Annotated in this window: 16 protein-coding genes; 10 read left to right on the forward strand and 6 right to left on the reverse strand. The window is 51.4% G+C overall.

Features of this window, described 5'->3' with window-relative positions:
- Positions 1-298: 298 nt before the first annotated feature.
- Positions 299-2,929 carry an aminopeptidase N gene (gene pepN / locus Q5Y71_RS06185; RefSeq protein WP_306040950.1) on the forward strand — a complete coding sequence of 877 codons (2,631 nt, stop codon included), beginning with the start codon at positions 299-301 and terminating at the stop codon, positions 2,927-2,929.
- 108 nt (positions 2,930-3,037) lie between these two features.
- Here pepN and Q5Y71_RS06190 read toward each other — a convergent pair whose 3' ends face one another.
- Entirely contained in the window at positions 3,038-4,696 is a 1,659-nt protein-coding gene (locus Q5Y71_RS06190; protein WP_306040951.1) for an acyl-CoA dehydrogenase family protein, read from the reverse strand.
- Positions 4,697-5,654: 958 nt separating this feature from the next.
- Between Q5Y71_RS06190 and Q5Y71_RS06195 the strand changes: the two genes are divergently transcribed.
- From Q5Y71_RS06195 to Q5Y71_RS06220, 6 genes are all read left to right on the forward strand, one after another.
- Positions 5,655-6,338: a response regulator transcription factor gene (locus Q5Y71_RS06195; protein ID WP_306040952.1), complete on the forward strand. Its 684-nt coding sequence runs from the start codon at positions 5,655-5,657 to the stop codon at positions 6,336-6,338.
- A gap of 1 nt (position 6,339) precedes the next feature.
- Positions 6,340-6,774, forward strand: a complete 435-nt coding sequence (locus Q5Y71_RS06200; RefSeq protein WP_306040953.1) for a CsgE family curli-type amyloid fiber assembly protein — start codon at positions 6,340-6,342, stop codon at positions 6,772-6,774.
- Positions 6,774-7,184 carry a curli assembly protein CsgF gene (locus Q5Y71_RS06205; RefSeq protein WP_301417201.1) on the forward strand — a complete coding sequence of 137 codons (411 nt, stop codon included), beginning with the start codon at positions 6,774-6,776 and terminating at the stop codon, positions 7,182-7,184. The genes Q5Y71_RS06200 and Q5Y71_RS06205 overlap by 1 nt, the downstream gene beginning before the upstream one ends.
- Positions 7,185-7,210: 26 nt before the next feature.
- Positions 7,211-8,083: a CsgG/HfaB family protein gene (locus Q5Y71_RS06210; RefSeq protein ID WP_306040954.1), complete on the forward strand. Its 873-nt coding sequence runs from the start codon at positions 7,211-7,213 to the stop codon at positions 8,081-8,083.
- A gap of 356 nt (positions 8,084-8,439) precedes the next feature.
- Positions 8,440-8,919: a hypothetical protein gene (locus Q5Y71_RS06215; protein WP_306040955.1), complete on the forward strand. Its 480-nt coding sequence runs from the start codon at positions 8,440-8,442 to the stop codon at positions 8,917-8,919.
- A gap of 53 nt (positions 8,920-8,972) precedes the next feature.
- Positions 8,973-10,151 carry a hypothetical protein gene (locus Q5Y71_RS06220; protein WP_306040956.1) on the forward strand — a complete coding sequence of 393 codons (1,179 nt, stop codon included), beginning with the start codon at positions 8,973-8,975 and terminating at the stop codon, positions 10,149-10,151.
- A gap of 144 nt (positions 10,152-10,295) precedes the next feature.
- Here Q5Y71_RS06220 and holA read toward each other — a convergent pair whose 3' ends face one another.
- From holA to leuS, 3 genes are all read right to left on the reverse strand, one after another.
- Complete coding sequence (holA, locus tag Q5Y71_RS06225) at positions 10,296-11,300, reverse strand: DNA polymerase III subunit delta (protein ID WP_306040957.1); 1,005 nt, start codon at positions 11,298-11,300, stop codon at positions 10,296-10,298.
- Positions 11,301-11,314: 14 nt separating this feature from the next.
- Positions 11,315-11,839 carry an LPS assembly lipoprotein LptE gene (gene lptE, locus Q5Y71_RS06230; protein ID WP_306040958.1) on the reverse strand — a complete coding sequence of 175 codons (525 nt, stop codon included), beginning with the start codon at positions 11,837-11,839 and terminating at the stop codon, positions 11,315-11,317.
- Between the two features lie 84 nt (positions 11,840-11,923).
- Complete coding sequence (gene leuS, locus Q5Y71_RS06235; RefSeq protein ID WP_306040959.1) at positions 11,924-14,521, reverse strand: leucine--tRNA ligase; 2,598 nt, start codon at positions 14,519-14,521, stop codon at positions 11,924-11,926.
- Between the two features lie 159 nt (positions 14,522-14,680).
- Here leuS and Q5Y71_RS06240 point away from each other — a divergent pair, with 159 nt between their 5' ends.
- The 3 genes from Q5Y71_RS06240 to Q5Y71_RS06250 all read left to right on the forward strand — a co-directional run bounded on the left by Q5Y71_RS06240 (position 14,681) and on the right by Q5Y71_RS06250 (position 16,567).
- On the forward strand, positions 14,681-15,130 hold the full coding sequence (locus Q5Y71_RS06240) for a hypothetical protein (RefSeq protein WP_301417217.1): 450 nt from the start codon (positions 14,681-14,683) through the stop codon (positions 15,128-15,130).
- Positions 15,127-15,909: a YdcF family protein gene (locus Q5Y71_RS06245; RefSeq protein WP_306040960.1), complete on the forward strand. Its 783-nt coding sequence runs from the start codon at positions 15,127-15,129 to the stop codon at positions 15,907-15,909. Before Q5Y71_RS06240 ends, Q5Y71_RS06245 begins: the two co-directional genes overlap by 4 nt.
- Positions 15,910-16,153: 244 nt before the next feature.
- Positions 16,154-16,567: a hypothetical protein gene (locus Q5Y71_RS06250; protein WP_306040961.1), complete on the forward strand. Its 414-nt coding sequence runs from the start codon at positions 16,154-16,156 to the stop codon at positions 16,565-16,567.
- Positions 16,568-16,595: 28 nt separating this feature from the next.
- On the opposite strand, the gene Q5Y71_RS06255 is transcribed toward Q5Y71_RS06250, so the two are convergent.
- Together Q5Y71_RS06255 and lnt are read right to left on the reverse strand one after the other, a co-directional pair.
- Positions 16,596-17,513, reverse strand: coding sequence for a TIGR01777 family oxidoreductase (locus Q5Y71_RS06255; protein WP_306040962.1), 918 nt, complete (start codon positions 17,511-17,513; stop codon positions 16,596-16,598).
- A gap of 130 nt (positions 17,514-17,643) precedes the next feature.
- A complete protein-coding gene (lnt, locus tag Q5Y71_RS06260; RefSeq protein ID WP_306040963.1) occupies positions 17,644-19,212 on the reverse strand; it encodes an apolipoprotein N-acyltransferase in 1,569 nt (522 codons plus the stop codon).
- Positions 19,213-19,247: the final 35 nt, after the last annotated feature.

Below are 19,247 nucleotides of genomic sequence, written 5' to 3' on the forward strand. Positions count from 1 at the left end.
TGGCAGCGGCTGAAAGTAGCGGGACTGACATCTGTTGTTTGTGGTGCCGTCTGTGGCTAAATGCTAGCCTCAAGTTCGGGCACTGACAACCGTTCCTCTATTTCCTCAAAGGGGTGCACTATCCCGGTTGGGGGTTCCAAGCAGTACGATTTGCCTGGATTCAATACCAAGGGGACACTGTTATCCCGGCAAGTTTGATTGCCGGGATAAAAATAACTTTTCTACTTATTGTTTCTGCTTGTGGCGATGTTCTACGCCTCTTCAGCGTGAACGACTGCTACTGAGGATATGCCTGATAATGCGACATGCCAAGCCCAGTACCATCTATCTGAAGGATTACCGTGTACCTGACTACTTGGTGGATAATACCCACTTGCATTTTGAGTTAAAGCCAAAGGCAACCCTGGTCAAATCGCGGCTTAAGATCCGTCGAAATCCTGCGGCCGGGGAAGGTTTGCCCCCGCTATTTCTGGATGGTGTAGATCTAATACTATTGTCAATCGCCATCGATGGTGCACTGCTTTCACCAGAACACTACGAGAAGATGCCGCAGAGAATTTTGGTGGCCGTGGATAAGCCTGAATTTTTCCTGGACATTCAAACCTGTATCAATCCAGAGGATAACACTACCCTGGAGGGGTTATATCTGTCCAATGGAATGTATTGCACTCAGTGTGAGGCCGAAGGGTTTAGAAGAATCACTTTCTACCCTGACAGGCCGGATATCATGTCGAAATTTACCACCACTATAGTCGCACCAAAAGAGTATCCGGTATTGCTCTCTAATGGTAATGAGATTAGCCGAGGCCCTTGTGAAGGCGACCATCACTATGTGACCTGGGAGGATCCATTTGCTAAGCCCGCTTATCTTTTTGCCCTGGTAGCAGGAAATCTACAGCATTTGGAAGATTGTTTCATCACAGCCAGTGGCAGAAAGGTAAAGTTACAGCTATTTACTGAAGAAAAAAACATCAATAAAGGTGATCACGCTTTACGCTCGCTTAAAAATGCCATGCGCTGGGATGAGGCAGTATATGGCAGAGAATATGATCTTGATATTTTTATGATTGTCGCGGTTGATCACTTTAATATGGGAGCGATGGAAAACAAGGGACTGAATATTTTCAATTCTGCTTGCGTTCTGGCAAGTCCAGAGACTGCAACAGATGCAACTTTCCAGAGAATTGAATCGATCGTTGGCCATGAATATTTTCATAATTGGTCAGGGAATCGAGTCACTTGTCGAGATTGGTTCCAGTTGAGTCTGAAGGAGGGATTCACAGTTTTTCGAGATGCTGAATTTTCTGCAGATATGAACTCGCGAGCCGTTAAACGTATTGAGGATGTATCCCTGTTGCGCACCAACCAGTTTGCAGAGGATGCGGGGCCCATGGCACACCCTGTCCGTCCGGATTCCTATATGGAGATTTCCAATTTCTATACACTGACCGTATACGAAAAAGGGGCTGAGGTAGTACGTATGATACACACTCTGCTAGGCCCGAGAGGGTTTCGCAAGGGGAGTGATCTCTACTTTGAACGCCACGACGGCTGTGCGGTCACTTGTGAGGATTTTGTAAGAGCGATGGAGGATGCTAATCAGGTTGATCTGGTTCAGTTCCGGCGCTGGTACAGCCAAGCAGGCACTCCGCAACTCACTGTGACTGATTATTTCGATGAAACACTGGGTACCTATGTGCTCACTGTCCGCCAATCGTGTCCGCCAACACCTGGCCAGAGAGAAAAAAGCCCATTCCATATCCCCTTGAAACTGGGGCTATTGGACAAAAATGGCAACGAGCTGGTTCTGGATGGACAGGGTACTACCCAGTGTATATTGGAGGTTACAGAAGCTGAGCAGTCATTTGAATTCACCGAGCTGTCTGAAAAGCCCCTGCCATCCCTGTTGCGCGACTTTTCAGCGCCTGTAAAAATTGATTACCCCTATAGTATTGATCAGTTATTGTTTTTGATGTCTAACGACTCCGATATTTTCAACCGGTGGGATGCTTCCCAGAGGCTGGCATTTTTGGCACTGTCTGATCTGCAGCAGGCGTACCGCACAGGGGGAGTACTGCAACTTCAGCCGGAGCTGATAGCGGCTTACAGAAGTGTGCTGCTGAATCGAGATCTCGAGCCGGCACTGGTAGCGGAGTTATTGCAGTTACCGAGTGAACAGTCTATTGCTGAGGCGTCAGTACACATCGATGCTGAGGCGATAGTGGCCGCTCGGGAATTTGCCCTGCAAACGCTGGCAGAAGCGCTTTTTAGCGAGTTTCGTGCGCAGTATACTGCACTGAAGGTGCGAAAATCCTTCAGCCTGAGTGCGAAGGACATTGCTGAGCGAAAACTAAAGAATACCTGTCTGTTATATCTCTGTGCCACAGAAACGGCCGATGCACTGGCTTTGGCACAAGAGCAGTTTGATACAGCGAACAATATGACTGACAAGGCTGCTGCCTTGAGTGTTTTGATTAACCATGCCGGTGACAAGCAAGTGAATGCTGCAATCGAACAATTTTATCAGTGCTGGAAAGAGGATGCACAGGTTGTCGAACTCTGGTTTGGCCAGCAGAGCAGGAGTTCCCGCAGAGGAAATCTGAGCGCTGTTGAAAAACTCATTCAACACCCGGCGTTTGATTTGAAAAACCCCAATCGGGTAAGGGCAGTGATTGGTGGCTTCGCGAAAGGAAACTTCAGCCAATTCCATAGAAGTGATGGTAGTGGATTTGAATTTCTGGCTGAGCAGGTAATCACTCTGGATAAGTTGAATCCACAGATTGCAGCGCAACAAGTGATTCCCATTACCCGTTGGAAGAGATACACAGGCGATCTTGCCAGAAAAATGAAAATTGCGCTAAAGAAGATCATGGACTCTGGAGATCTGTCAGGAGATTTGTATGAAGTGGTGAGTAAAAGTTTGAACTAGTATTCTGGCGGCAAACCGATCAATTGATGGACACGACGATACTGGAATTTTTTTGCCTGATCGCCTTACATGGCCACAAGCTGCGACCATGTGACTTGTAAGTGCAACTCATACCATCAGTGGATTTGCGCGAATCAGTAGTGTCTCTACATCGACCCCTTTTGAAAGGCTGCCGGTACTACGCACGCCGCTACTTTCCAGCCGGGATGCTATGAAGGCATCACTGACCGCCTCATTCCCCCCCTGGACTAGAAGGTGCGCCTGCATGGTAATAGCCATCTGGTCAACAATGTGTCGTGCCCGGTATTCAAACCGGTCCAGGTCTGCAAGCTCGTTTCTCAGTTTTTCGATCGCTTTGTCCAGCCTTGTATCCACGCCAAGGCTTCCCTCCATCTCATCGAGCCAGTGGTTTACCACGGCAGGCGTTTTAGTGATCGCACGCAGGACATCCAAAGCCTGGATATTGCCTGATCCTTCCCAAATGGCATTAATAGGGGCATCCCGGTAGAGCCGTGCGGTGATAAAATTCTCGATAACCCCATTGCCTCCCAGACATTCCATTGCTTCATAAGCATGGTGGGGGCTACGTTTGCATATCCAGTATTTCCCCACCGCAGCACCCAATCGCAGCAACCTTTTTTCATGTTCCACTTCTTCAAGATCCATGGCTTTGGCTATCCGCATGGTCAATGCAACGGACCCCTCGACTTCCAGCTGCAAGTCGGCCAGGACGTTTTTCATTAGGGGCTGGTCAATCAGCATCTGCCCAAAGGCTTTTCGCCTGGAAGCGTGATATACTGCCTGCACCACTGCTTGTCGCTGGCCCCCGGAGGATCCGGTCATACAGTCAAATCGGGTAATTGCCACCATTTTGATGATGGCATTTACGCCGCGCCCTTCCTCGCCCAGCAGCCATCCAAATGCGCCCCGTATCTCTACCTCCGAAGAGGCATTAGATACATTGCCCGCCTTAACCTTCAAGCGCTGAATTTCTAGTGGGTTTTTACTGCCATCCGGTCGCCAGCGCGGGACCAGGAAGCAGGAGAGCCCCCCGGGAGCCTGTGCAAGGATCAAAAAGGCATCACACATTGGGGCGGACATAAACCATTTGTGTCCGATCAACTCATAACTACCATCTCCCACTGGAATTGCGGTGGTTGTGTTGGCGCGGACATCCGAGCCTCCCTGTTTTTCCGTCATACCCATGCCAATTGTCAGTGATGACTTGTCAAAATAGGGGCGGTTACTGCTATCGTATCCCCTATTGAGAATCTTGGGGACCCACTCCTTGGCAATCTCAGGATTCAGTTGAATTGTCGGTACTGAGGCAAATGTCATCGTTACCGGGCATCCGTGGCCAGCTTCTAGTTGACTTTGAAGATAGTGTTTTGCCGCCCGTACCACATTGGCACCAGGGCCGGCATCAGTCCAAGGCGTACTGTGCAGTCCTTCCGAAAGCGCCAGTTGCATTAATTGATGGTACGAGGGATGGTAGCGCACTAGGTCAATACGGTTCCCTATGCGATCGTGACTTTCGAATATGGGTTTGAATTCATTGGCAGCATACCCGCGCTCGATCATTTCTGGTCTGCCACAGATTTCTCCGTAACGGTGTAAGTCGGCTTCGGCCCATCGCCCTTTATTGATATATACCGCCCCCTGTAATGCCGGATCACCTGCATACAAGTTATGCCCAAACAGGGGTAGTACCTGATTGTAAACCTGGTGAGTGGCAGTGTGTGCAGTTGGGTGAGAGTGATCAATCATAACTTCAGTCTCTGTAGACGTCGATAAGTGAAGAGGAATCTGCTTGACCTATTACTGCGCCCACAATGGGAATACACTCTGCAGTATCAAGATTTATCTTCTTAATAATTGACCAAGCGGACCTTTGTTTCGCCAGAGGCAGTACTAAGGCTCGATGGTTGTTGGTTTTGCAGGGTAATGAGCTCGCCTCTTAGTGTATCGTCCCAGCCAGGCAGTTCAAGGTACTCTCAGTAGTAGCCGGACCAACTACTGGGAGTGCCCAGCGAGGCTTACTCTGGAACCGGAGCATAGCCAAATTGCTTCCCGATCACTATTTGGACGCAAGTGATTGATCCAGAAAATTTGAGAATCCCGTCATATACTCTTTGCTGACTCTACTATAAGGGGTCCTTTTAATAAAATCATGGTTTTTCTGTAACCTCTCATCTATTTTTACTTGATTGTTTTTGAATAATCGTATCGTCGTCAAGTATGTCGTGCTGACTTTTTTAACATTTTCTCGAAAAATTTGTTTCGGATCATTCAATATGCCTTGCATTCTCTTTCGCTATCCATCTTTACTTTGAGTCAGTTTAGGAGAGAAAAGCAAATTTTTATCATACAGCTTTCTGCCCCTTTTTAACTCATTTTTCCTCAAATTCCATCCGGTAACATTGGGGTTCAAAACACTGCTCTTAGTACTTTCGCTCCCTCAATGTATGAGGAATTAAATGCCAAAAATCGATTCGTCTATTTTATGTCCGGGATAGGGTAATACCTAGGTATTAATAAATGGCTTGCATAAAGGAGATTAATACACTTAAGATTGAAATTGTAGTCACCAAGTCACTTCCTGTTGCAGGAAAGTGTTTGATCGAATAGATTTAGCTCACAGTGTAAGATGACCGAGAAGTATCAAGAAGAACTGGCAAGGTAAAAAATAAATATTGAAATAGGACTGCACATTGGGGAATCCCAGATGAATTTGCATAAGGATTATGCACGCCTAAAAGTTATAACTGCGAAAGCGGGAGAAAATAGCCCTTCCGTCGTTTTCTTAACTTCCTGTATGAACATTCAAACTTCTATTTTTGCTGGAAAAATAGAGGATGAATTTAATATCAAATGTATCATATTTCGCCATTCGGAAATTAATGCCTTTAAAGAGATAGAAGCTGATTATCTTATTCTAGATTGCGCGGGTCTAACGCTGGCAGATCTTGATCAGTTGCTACGGGAGGTGCACGAGATAACAGAACCTCCCAATATTGTGTTGATCAATATCAGCCAGACAGAGGACATTGATTTTGTGCTTTATTGGGAGAGGGTCCTTGGCCTAATGTCCTCGGAAAGTGAACCCAGGATTATATTGGAAAGATTGAAAAGAATATTTTCTGGTGAGTACTGGTTTCCAAGAGATGTGTTGCATAATTTTCTAAGGCAGAACCGAAAACCAAAAAAATGGTCTGGGAGGACTTATAATTTGACACGGAGAGAGCGGCAAATTTTACAGCTCATTTGTGATTGTCATACCAATGCCAATATCGCTGAAGCGCTGTGTGTCAGCGAGCATACTGTTAAGAGTCATCTTTATAAAATATATCGAAAAATAGGTTGTAAAAATCGATTAGAGGCAAGTAGTTGGGCCAGTCAGAATTTGTAATATGATAACTGATTTTCGTATCCGTAAAGTTCTATCTTTAATACTTCTTTTTTCTTCGCTAACCTTATTTGGTTATTCCCAGGAGTTAGAGGAACTGGAAGCAGAGGATTCTCTGCTGATAGGGCTTGTAATCGATGACACTGTAAGTGGTATAGGGCATGAATTTGCCCGCTCCCTCTCTCTCTACCTATCGGCGACATTGTCCGAGTTTGAATATAATCTGACTGTCCATGAGAGACCCTCAGCCAGGTGGGGAAGCGTTGTCTGGGTTACCTATGAGAATAAACAGGTATTTAAAACAATACTATATCCCGGACGAAGAACTTTTGGGGAGATTGTAGAGAGGGCGGCCACACAGATTGACAATAATGTCCGGCAGAAAAGGTTGCAGGAGTTATTCTCTCAAAATCTGGATTTGGCAGGAGAGGAGATCTAATGAGAAGATGGATTTTTTTTATTGTCACCATTTGTTCAATTTCACCATATATAGGTTCTGCTACAGAACTGATTTACACACCAGTAAATCCCTCTTTTGGCGGGAATCCGTTAAATGGCAACTATCTGTTGAACAATGCAAGTGCCCAAAACAGTAAGAGAGACCCAAAGGCTGATAAATCACCTTATTCCGGAATCTCTTCTTTGGATAGATTTACGGATACTTTAGAGTCCAGGCTGCTGTCGCAGTTGCTAACCGATGTGGGAAACGGTAATGATGGTACTTTAGTGACGGATGATTTCATCGTCAATATTGTCGATGTGGATGGTACGCTGACCATCACTATTACTGATGCGGTTACAGGAGAGGTTTCCGAGATTGTAGTTGTTGGCCTGGATCCCGGAAACTAGTATGTTTTTTCTGGTGAATAGCGCTTTTGTATTTTCTAAAGGCAGCGATGATGTTGTTAAGGACTATTTTTTTTGTCTTGATCGTTTCTATTGCTGGTTGTAGTTTTTTTCAAAAAACTGGAGAGGCTCTTTTTGGTCCTGGAAAACAGAAAGCAACTCTGACTGACAGGATGAGTACCTATGTGGATTTACTGAGCCTGCCATCCCCCAGAGGAAAGATAGTTGTTGCGGTATATGGCTTTAGCGATCTGACAGGTCAGTACAGGCCGGCTCCAGCCAGTTCGTTCTCCACAGCGGTTACACAGGGAGCTGCTGCGATGCTGGTGCAGGTGCTGAATGAATCTGGCTGGTTTGTAACCTTGGAAAGAGAAGGGCTTCAAAATCTACTGACGGAAAGAAAAATAATTCGTGCGGCCATAAAAGAGCAGGGTAATATCCCACCTTTTGAGCTGCCATCTCTCATGTCGGCAAACATTATGCTTGAAGGTGGGATTGTTGCCTATGATACCAATATAAAAACCGGAGGTGCAGGTGTCAGATATTTTGGTATCGGTATTTCGGAGCAATACCGGGTGGATGAGGTAACCGTTAATCTGCGCGCGGTGGATGTCCGTAGTGGCAGAGTTGTCAGTAGCGTTCTCACCAGTAAAAAAATATTGTCACGTCAGATACAGGGCGATGTCTATCAGTTCGTAGAGTACAAACGACTGCTGGAAATTGAAGCAGGGACAACAACAAATGACCCTGCACAACTCTGTGTTCTGTCTGCTATTGAGGCAGCAGTAATCCACCTGATTTCCCAGGGAGTGAATGCGAATCTTTGGGCATTACAGGATAATAAGGAATATCCAGCTTCTGTGTTGAGTGAATATGCTGAAACCCCTGTAAAAATATTATAAATCGGCAAGTCTGTAGTTTTCCAGAATAATGATAATGTTTGATTTGATTGTATTTTAATTCTTATTTTCCTCCATGCTGACTGAGTTAATAAATTCCATTATCGACATCAGATTTTTGTTGAATTCTTATGATTAATTTTTCATTGGGTATTGTTGCACTTTGAAAGGAAATGCTGTCTTTTGTTTGGGTGAAAAATTCACGATTGAATTAACCGACACTCATACAAAAGTCGTATTTTTCTCATTCTAAGGGTGCAATAAATACGCTTTTTTCCGATTTATTTCCCCCTCAATTGTTTTATATTGACGTTGTTGGCGGACTTTTAACGGTGTATTTCTCTTTTTTGGAGTTCTGCGTGAACGCTAGCAATGCGATTGTATTGTCTGTGCTTCTATTCCTGTTTGCTCTGCCCAGTGTGTATGCGGATGACCTGGATCCCCACAATGAATTGCTATCCGGTCAGGGTGCATTGGATCTTCTTTTGCTTGGAGATGACCCGCTTAAAAGACAGTTGGCTCAGATAGTCCAGGTTGGCGATGACAACTTAGCGGAAGTTTCCCAGTCTGGCCAGTTTAATCAGGTAATTCTGATTCAGGAAGGTTATTCTAATGAAGCGGTCATTCAGCAAGCTGGCAATGTAAACTATGCGGCCATATCCCAGTCCGGGGGCTATAACCAGGCGGCAGCTATTCAATATGGTACGGGTAATATCGCTCTGATTGACCAGGTTGGTCAGAGAAATTCTGCAAATATTATCCAACATGGGGATGGGTTATTTGGATTTGTCGCGCAGTTTGGTGACAACCATGCAGTGCAAATAGTGCAGTACGATTAATGCGCTGTGTTATTTCGTCCGTGATTTCAGTTAATTTAGAGGAAAAACCATCAATGAAAAAACTTTCACTTGCTGCCGCGATTACCCTGCTTGGCGGAACCGGTCAAGTCCTAGCCGATGGTAACGTCGGGGATCAAATGCAGTTTGGCAATGACAATGGGGCAACAATTACCCAGGTGGACCAGTCTACCAATAACGCCGCCTATCAGTGGCAGGAAGGCAATGACAATCGGGCAAACGCCTACCAGTCTTTTGCTGACGGAAACTACCTTGACCAGACGCAAATTGGCAATCGAAATTGGGTGGAAACTGACCAGTGGATGCAGGAGGGCTCTGAGGCTTCCAGTTATCAAGAGGGAGAAGGCAACAGGAGCACTCTGCATCAATGGGAGGGTTCTGGGAATACTGCCTATGCAGGTCAGATGGGCAGTGAGAATACACTGTATATCGACCAGTACAGCCAGTCCAACTTTAACTATGTCGATATGTTGCAAAATGGCAATGATAATATGGCCGCTCTGCACCAGGAAGGCGACGCGAACTACTTCTCCAGTACCCAGACCGGGGATGGCAACGGTGTGTGGAACAGCACCCGGTATACATCTGCCGATGGATTCAATGGCGGCCAGATAGGTGATGGAAACGTGGGTATTGTCTACCAGGAAGGGGCCGAGAACACCGCAAATTTGCTGCAGACCGGTGACTTTCACTACCAGGATCTGGCGCAGGTTGGTGCCAACAACCAGGCCACGATCGCTCAGGATGGCAGCGGGAACTCCAGTGTGGCCTACCAGGTAGGCGCTGACAATGCTGCCACTGTCACTCAGTTTGACAGTTTCAATACCGTTGATATGAACCAGCTTGGGAACAATAATACTGCCACGCTGGTGCAAATGGGGAATGGTAATATGACTGGGTTTTCCCAGAATGGCGACATGAATATGTTGACAATCGACCAGTCCGGAAATAGCAACACCGCACTCGGGTTCAGCGAAGGTGTCTCCAATACCGTGGATATTGATCAAGTGGGAGAGCTGAACATGGCTGAAATCCACCAGGACCTGGGTGCTGACAACCTGATCGCTCTCTCACAGAATGGATTTGAGCAAAGCGCACATCTCGGTCAATCCGGCAATGACAACGCTGCCTTCGTGGACCAGTCAAATGGTTTCAACATGGCCAGCGTACACCAGGTTGGCACCAGCAATCTGGCCACTGTTGTACAAAACTAATAGCCTCAGTAATCTGGTGATCACCAACCTCTCCCTGCTCAGGGGAGAGGTTACCTGTCGCTGAGAATGAACAGAAACTTCTTATGCCAGGCACTTTCTATCAATTACTCTGCGACCTGGGTCAGGGAAGACAAGTTTCAACGGTCACAGGCAGCGATAACCAGATAAATTCAGAGTGAGTTCCAGCAGGCCTGTCCAGGGAGACTGGTGTGCGGCCCCACCCTTGATTGCAGCGTCAATAGCGCGCGCACGTAGAAGCAGGGTTTCCAGTTGGCGGGGACGCAGACGCGCAAGGGCGGACTGTACAAGAGGTTGGCGTTTTTGGATACGTACCAGGCGTACCAGAGGTTGTCCCTGCGCCAGTTTTTCTCCAATGTCCAGCAGTGAGCGTATTTCCCTGGTCAGTGCCCAGAGTACGACCGGGGGCTCTATGCCTTCTGTACGCAGTCCCTCTAAGGTTTGAATGGATTTTTCGCCCTCTCCAGCCAGGGCTCTGTCTATGAGATCGAACACGCTGTAGCGGGCAGAGCTGGTGATACTCTGCGCCAACCGCTCGACAGTAATGCGTTCATCGGAATTCAAAAGTTTCAGCTTTTCCACTTCCTGGCTCGCGGCAAGCAGGTTGCCCTCAACCCGTTCAGCGAGCACCTGTATTGCCTCTGGCTCCGCAGACAGCCCGGCAGCGTTCAGTCGCTGGTGGATCCAACGGGGCATATCCTCGGCACCCACCGGCCAGACTTGTACAAGCACGCCATCCTTCTCCAGGGACTTGACCCACTTGCTATTGAGTTGGGATCTATCCAGCCTGGGGAGCACGATCAGCAGTATTAAATCCCGGCGGGTGCGTTTGGCAAATTCCCGTAGGGCCTTGCTGCCTTTGTCTCCCGGCTTACCGTTGGGTATGCGTGCCTCGATCAGTTTTTTTTCTGCAAAAAGGGACATATTGCCCGCAGAGGCGCGCAGTAACCCCCAGTCGAAATTGTGCTCTGCATGCAGAAGTTCACGCTCACCAAAGCCGTGTTTTCTTGCCGCAGCGCGCACCTGGTCGCAGCACTCTTGCACCAGCAGTGGCTCGTCACCGGAAATAATATAGACCGGGGCAAGCCCCTTGCCGAGATATTGTTGCAGCTGATGGGGGGGGATACGCATTGGAGCAGAAACGCCTAGTAGCTTTTGTCTTCTAAGGGCGCATTGGCATCAACGCGACGCAGCCGGTCGATGATTCGGCCGATCAGTTCCCGGCGCATTTCCGTGCGCAGCAAGCGCTCTTCCTCCCCCTTGCTAACGATCTCCGAAACATCCCATACCAGTGCGCGGTAGACGTCAGCCTGGGCCTTATTCAACAGAATCTCCCCACTGCCAGTGCGAATACTATAAACAACGCTGGTAATCAGCTCGTATTCTGATGCGCGGCCCTCTGAGTCCACAGCGACCGTGAGTTTGCGCTCGGTTTCTGTGTGAATGGTCAGTACATAGTCCGCATCCATAGGTGATGGCGCGATGGCCACACCAGAGTTATGCAGTAGGCGGCTGAGCTCATCGGCGATATCACTGCGCGGATTTTCGCTGAAAATATAAATAGTGCTGCCCGGAGGAAAATTCTTGGGCACACCGCGCAAGTGCCAACCACAATTGATAATTGTAAAGGCAAACACCAGGATAATAATTCGGAGTGGGATTTTTTTCATAAGCCACCTGATTGCATCGGGTCGATCTTTAGAATTCCTGCCAACAGAGTCGGACACACTGCGTGCCCGGCTTTGATGGCAAATTTATTTGGCGACGATATTGACCAGCTTACCCGGTATCACAATGACTTTGCGCACAGTAGCTTCACCCAGAAATTTCTGCACCTTGTTATCGGCGAGCGCGCGCTGTTCCAAGGCTTTGTTATCCGCATCTGCCGGCGCGTCCAGCTTTGCACGCACCTTGCCATTGACCTGTACTACGAGAGTGATGGTTGAGCGTACCAAGGCCTGTTTGTCCACCTCGGGCCAGGGAGCATCAATCAGATCGATGGTATTTCCCAGGCTTTGCCACAACTGGTGGCAGATGTGGGGGGTAACCGGGGCCAGTAACAGTATGGCGGCCTGCAGGGCTTCGCGTTCAACGGCGAGTCCCTGCTCGCTGTCCCGCTCGGCCAGTTTGCCCACTGTATTGAGCAGTTCCATCACTGCCGCAATGGCAGTGTTGAAAGTCTGGCGGCGGCCGTAGTCATCGCCCACTTTCTGGATGGTTTCGTGTGTTTTGCGGCGCAACTGCTGCTGCCGGTCACTTAAGGCCTGTCGGTCAAATTCGGTATGACTGGGGCCGGCTGTCCCATGTGCATACACTGTCTTCCAAAGTTTGCGTAGGAAGCGGCTGGCCCCCTCGACACCGGCGTTGTGCCACTCGAATGTCTGTTCCGGTGGCGCCGCGAACATGGTGAACAGGCGCACTGTGTCCGCGCCATACTGCTCTACTGTGGCGTGGGGGTCTACGCCGTTGTTTTTGGACTTGGACATCTTTATCACACCACCGGAGAGAACCGCCTTACCGGTGGCGCGTTCAACCGCTCTGATCGGTTTGCCCTTTTCATCGCGTTCGATATCCACGTCGGAAGGGTTGATCCAGGTCTTGTGACCATTTTCCTCCTGGTAAAAGGATTCCGCTAACACCATCCCCTGACAAAGCAGTTGCTTAAAAGGCTCATCGCTGTCGAGCAGGCCCTCGTCACGCATCAGCTTGTGGAAGAAACGCGCATAGAGCAAGTGCAAAATGGCATGTTCGATACCGCCGACATACTGGTCGACAGGCAGCCAGTAGTTGGCACGATCGGGGTCCAGCATACCCTGCTCAAAATCCGGGCAGGTGTGGCGGGCGTAGTACCAGCTGGATTCCATAAAGGTATCGAAGGTGTCGGTTTCCCGCTCAACCGGAGTGCCGTTGAGTTCATCCTTACGCCACTCGGGGTCGGCCTTAATGGGAGATTGAAGCCCGTCCAGCACTACATCCTCCGGCAGTAAAATGGGCAGTTTTTCCGCAGGTACCGGGATCTCCCCGCCGTCGGCCAGGTTGTACATGGGGATCGGTGCGCCCCAGTAACGCTGGCGGGATACGCCCCAGTCGCGCAGGCGATAGTTGGTGGTTACGCGGCCCTTGCCGGAGGCGGTCAGTGCCTCGGAGATCGCTCTAAAGGCCCCGTCAAAGTCCAGCCCGTCAAAACAGCCGGAATGCACCAGCCTGCCTTTTTCGGTAAACGCTTCCCTGTCCAGATCGACAAGACGGCCATCGGTGGGTTCAATCACCTGCACCACAGGCAGCTGGTATTTATGGGCAAATTCCCAGTCGCGCTGATCGTGGGCAGGCACCGCCATAACGGCGCCGGAACCGTAATCCATCAATACATAGTTGGCCACCCATATGGACACTTCTTGACCACTGATGGGATGAATGGCCTTCAGCCCGGTGTCCATGCCTTTTTTATCCATGGTGGCCAAATCGGCCTCGGACAGGGTCTGCCTTTTACACTCGGCGATAAATGTGTTCAATTTCGGGTTGTTTTGCGCCAGCGCCAGGGCGATGGGGTGTTCGGCGGCCAGGGAGAGGTAGGTGACACCCATCAGCGTATCCGGGCGGGTGGTGTAAACGTCGAAGTGGTCCATACCGGCCACAGTCTCAGACAGGGCGAAGCTCAGCTCCACACCGCGACTCTTGCCGATCCAGTTGCGCTGCATGGTGCGTACCTGTTCGGGCCAGCCTGGCAGCTTGTCCAGATCTCTGAGCAGTTCCTCCGCATAGTCGGTAATCTTGATAAACCACTGTGCCAGTTCGCGGCGCTCAACTGTGGTACCACAGCGCCAGCAGGCTCCGTCCTCCACCTGCTCATTGGCCAGCACCGTCTGGTCGTGGGGGCACCAGTTGACGGCGGCATTTTTCTTGTAAACCAGACCCTTTTCGTACAACCGGGTGAAAAACCACTGTTCCCATCGATAGTAGGAAGGCTGGCAGGTGGCCAACTCGCGGGACCAGTCAAAGCCGAAGCCGAGCGCTTTCAGCTGCCCCTTCATATAGTCGATATTGGCATAGGTCCACTTGGCCGGGGCGGTCTTGTTCTGGATAGCAGCGTTTTCAGCGGGCAGGCCAAAGGCGTCCCAGCCCATCGGGTGGAGGACATTTTTACCCCGCATGCGATGGTAACGGGAAATCACATCGGTAATGGTGTAGTTGCGCACGTGCCCCATATGGAGTTTGCCGCTGGGATACGGGAACATGGACAGGCAGTAGAATTTTTCCCTGTCCGTGTTTTCCTTAACCTCGAAGCTATTGTGTGCCTCCCAGAATGCCTGGGCGGAAGCTTCGACCGTGGAGGGATTGTACTGCTCTTGCATGAATTCGAGGCCTATACTCTGTGATCAAAATTTACGGGACGTTCAATGCTCCAACGGGTACGGTTGCTGACCGGTATCCGAGGGAGGATGATCGCAATCAAGCCCCGTCCCCGGAGCATCTATTAGGATGTGTAAATGCGGAATTATAGGAGGGATATTGTGACGAAGGAACCGAAGTTACCACCGAAGGCAGATCTGGTCGACGAGTTGCGCGAGGACCTGGAGAATCTGGTGGAAGGAGAGCTGGCTGTTGAGGATCTGACAGCCAATAAAGTCGCATTCCTGCGCGCCTGGTTAAAGGATGACCTGCATCGGGCGGCGGATTATCTGCGCGGTCTCGGGGGGGAGTTGCGTACCCTTGAGGAGCGTGGCGGCAATTGGCTCCTGGATGCGGCAGATCCAACGGAAACTGCCTGGCCCAACCTGATGCGTTGTATCAAAGACGGACAACCCTGGGCCCTGGCTGGCGAATATGTGGGAGCTGATGAGGAGCTGCAATGCCTGGGTTGTGGTTATCGTGTGCTGCCCCCGCAGCATACCCAGATTACCCCATGCCACCGCTGCGGATATGGCTGCTTTCGCCAGATTAAGGGTGGTCTTGAATATTGATCGAATTTTATCCGATTATGACAAGCCTTTTGATGCCGCCACTGGCACCTCTGCTGGGATTGCTGTTGGCTTTTCTACTGTACTTCCTGCCTTTCGGCTCCCTTTTGGAGCGCTCGGCACTGCCATTGGCCGTTATTTCTTTCGCTGCTCTCTGGGTGAGTGCCACACCCGCGTTTTCTGCCTGGCTTGGAAAGCAGTTGGGAACAGCTCCGGAAATGGCCGGTATCACTCCCCAGGCTGTCGTTATTCTCGGTGGTGGGCGCTACCGTGACCGGATGTCTGGCCATGAGCGCTTGTCGGCAACAAGTCTCGAAAGGGTGGTTTGGGCAGCACAAAAAGCGCCGGATCACCTGCCACTACTGGTCTCCGGTGGCAGGATCTATGAGAATGAGCGGTTGGCAGAATCACAGATGATGGCAGCCCTGCTGGAAGGGGAACTGTTCCGGCAGGTCAGTTGGCGCGAGGATTGCAGCCGTACAACTGCGGAGAATGCTATGCACAGCACAGCGATATTGCGCAGTGCCGGTGTGAAAAGTATTGTCCTGGTAACCCACTGGTGGCATATGCCCCGCGCAGCAGAAGTGTTTACTCGCGCTGGCCTGCAAGTGCAGCCGCTGTCGGTAGGCAGTGCGGCGGAGCTGTTACCGCAGTCACAGAGCGGTGTATTGCGCTGGACACCCGGTGCGGCGGCGATGCTTCAAACGCAGATTTACTGGCGGGAAGTATTGGCACAGGTATGGTATCGCTGGAGATCGCTGCCACCAATTCACTCCTGTTGAGGAACTTTTAAAGTAAAGGCTTTTCAGAGGCCTACCGGCCAAGAGAGGAGGGGCCGCAGGGTGCCGGACAAGACAGTGACTTGATCACTTCTAGGGCCGGACTTAGGATGAATGGCGTCGCAGGCCGGACCCTTGAAATACCTGCAGCCGGACTCAGATTGCATCTGTGCTTCCGGGACGGCGGCATCAAACAAGACATGGAAGATCGGTTTGACTGCCGGGGTTACCAATAGGCGTAACGGCGGTGGAAAACAACCATAACAACAAGCGAGATAAACCCAAGATGAAGGGCTTCCCGATTTCTTTTACTCCCATCCAGTTACACAACCGTTTAAATCAGGCAGTTTGGATTGGTTTCAGGCAAGTGAGGCAGGATGGCAGAACCCTGTTGTTTCTCTATGCGGGTACGGAGGTCGGTGCCCAGCTAAGCAAGAACTTTGAGACATTTGCCGGGCAAATAGTGCGAGAATTTCGTATTGACCCTGCCCAAGTGGAATTTATCGAGTTGCGCAAGGGTGGAGAAGAATCCCATTGGTATCGCTGGCATGCCCGGTGGGTTGGATCTGCACCAATGGAGTGCCATGCAGAGCGGGTGACCAGCGAGGCGGGTTGTCGCTTTTTGGCTGAGGCACTGGAGAGCGCCATGGCGGCGGCCTGAGACACCTTGTGCGCATGCGGAGGTACTTTCAGGCCTGTGCGCCGCGGGTGGCACTGCCCCCATTGATCAAGTCTGCAAGGGCCTGCGAGAGGGTGGGAAAGTGGAAAGTATAGCCGCTGTCGAGTGCTGTGCGCGGCTCCACCCGCTCGCTTGTCAGAAGCAGTTCCTGTGCCATTTCTCCAAACAGGATATTCAATAGCCAGGCGGGTGTGCGCATCACAGCGGGGCGGTGCAACTGTTTGGCCAGGAGGCGGGCAAAGCTGTTGTTGGTGACTGGCTCCGGTGCACTGGCATTGAATGGCAGGCACAGATGCCGGTCGATAGCGTGCAGCATCAGCCCCACCTCATCCTCTTCGTGAATCCAGCTCATCCAGTGTTCACCAGAACCCATGGGCCCCCCAAGTCCAAGCCGGAATGCCGGCAGCATCTGTGGCAGGGCGCCACCGCGGTTGGAGAGTACAATAGCCGTACGCATAATGCCGACACAGATACCCGCCTGCTGTAGGGGTAGGGTTGCAGCTTCCCAATCCCGACACAGCTGTGCGGCAAAACCTCCTCCGGGGGGGCTGTCTTCCTTTAGCAGATCTCCACCGCGATCCCCATAGTAGCCAATCGCCGAGCCGGACAGGAAGTAACCGGGGCGCGCTCTTTGCACGAGCGTCCAGCGCACCAGCTTCTCTGTGGTTTTCAGACGTGAATTGCGGATCTCAGCGCGGCGCCTCTCGGTCCAGCGGCGGGAGATGGGCTCTCCCGCCAGGTTCACCACGACGTCTACTGGCTGCTCTACCTCTTCCGGTTCCCTGCAGGCATCTACAGATTCTCCACAAAGTGCATGCACTTTATCCCGCTGCCGGCTCAATACAGTGATACTGTCTCCACGGTCCAGCCAGCGCTGGCAAAAGAGCCTGCCGATCAGGCCGGTGCCGCCACTGATTAAACAATGCATAGGTAGGGCGCCCCTGCCGCAGTTTTATTGGTGAAGTGCTTGCAGCATAGCAGTCATCTGCAGTCATGACGGGGCCCTGGCGGAGCTGGGGTTGAGCCCGCTAGGTTGCCGGAGCGCTTTTCGAGAGGCTTTACTGGTCGGTGACTTCGCCAGTGGCAGGTGCCTGGGCTTTGGCACTTCCTCTTCGGCGCAGGATGACCGCCAGAGCCAGCATGGGCAGAGCCAGAGCAAATACGATGGGGATACCGGCAAGCATAAATGGGGTGACTCCCCGCATTGCGCGGATATCGCCTGTCATGTTGACTTGTTCAAACTGGGGCAGTTGTTTCACGATATGTCCCTGGGGGTCCACGATGGCAGTCATTCCGGTATTGGTACTGCGGACCAGATAGCGGCCGGTTTCCAGCGCGCGCATTTGCGCCATTTGCAAGTGCTGCAAAGGGCCGATGGACTCCCCGAACCAAGCGTCATTGCTGATCGTGAGGAGCACCTGGGCCGGCAGTGCACTGTTTGACACCAGGCGCGGATAGACAACCTCGTAACAGATGAGCGGTGCCCAGCTGACACCCGCTGCCTTTAGCGGGCGCTGCTCGTCGGGCCCTGAGCGGATAAAGGAGGTGGGCAGGTCGAAAAACTCGATGGTACCCCGGATCAACTGCTCCAGGGGTACATACTCGCCGAAGGGAACCAGGTGGCGCTTGTGGTAGACACTGGGATTCTGGCCGAACACGGCGGCTGAATTATGTACAATCCGGCCATTGTTGTTGGGATCGCGTCTATCGTAGAGGATGCCGCTGATCAGGTCGATTCGGGTTTTTTCCGCATTGCGCTGCAGCGCCTGCATCAGGTTGGGGGCCTGCCTGTACAGCATCGGCAGTGCAGCCTCCGGCCAGATGATCACATCCACATCCCGACTGCTCAGTTCGCGGGTACCGTCCTGGTAACGGCTTATGGTCTCTCCGCGAAATTCCGGCAGCCACTTTTTCTCCTGGGGAATATTGGCCTGTACCAACCCTACCGTGATGATCCCGCCCTCCGCGTGGGTCCACGCCACGTGAGAAAGCAGGGCGCCTGCGGGCCAGGGGAGTAATGCCGAGACAATCAGGGCGATATGGCTGCGCTGATTCAGTGGCGCCAGGCGGCCGCTGAACGCCAGGGCGAGCACGGCTGCGCCAAACGCTAGCAACAGGCCGACACCGTAGACGCTCAGTACCGGAGCCCAGCCGGACAGCCAGGTATCCAAATGGGCATAGCCGGCAAATAACCAGGGGAAGCCGGTCAATATCCAGCTGCGAAACCATTCGCTGATAAACCAGAGGGCGGCGAAGGCCAGGGCAAAGCTGAACCGGTTATCGGTAAAACGGCCGATAACATAAAATGGGGCTGCCAGCAGCATCGCCATTATGGCGACAAAACCCCCGGTAAGCGCGATCCCAAGGAGAACAGAGGCGTTGCCGAAGTTAGTGATCGAGATGTAGACCCAGGAGCCGCCACTGGCGAAAAGTCCCAGGCCGTAGCAGAATGCCAGCCACAGGGCGCTGCGTCCGCGCAGGGTTTGTCCCCCCGAAGCCTGCAGGTAGAGCCAAGCCAGCAGGGCTAGGGACAGCAGGCCACATACCCAGTAGTTGAACGGGGCAAAGGAGAGTGTCATCAACCCGCCGGCGCCAGCGCTGGCGAGAGAAAAAAGTAATCTGCGCATAGACTCGCGTGTTCGGCACCCGGCCCTGTAGGCCG

The organism is Microbulbifer sp. 2205BS26-8 (assembly GCF_030731025.1).
Taxonomy (GTDB): domain Bacteria; phylum Pseudomonadota; class Gammaproteobacteria; order Pseudomonadales; family Cellvibrionaceae; genus Microbulbifer; species Microbulbifer spongiae.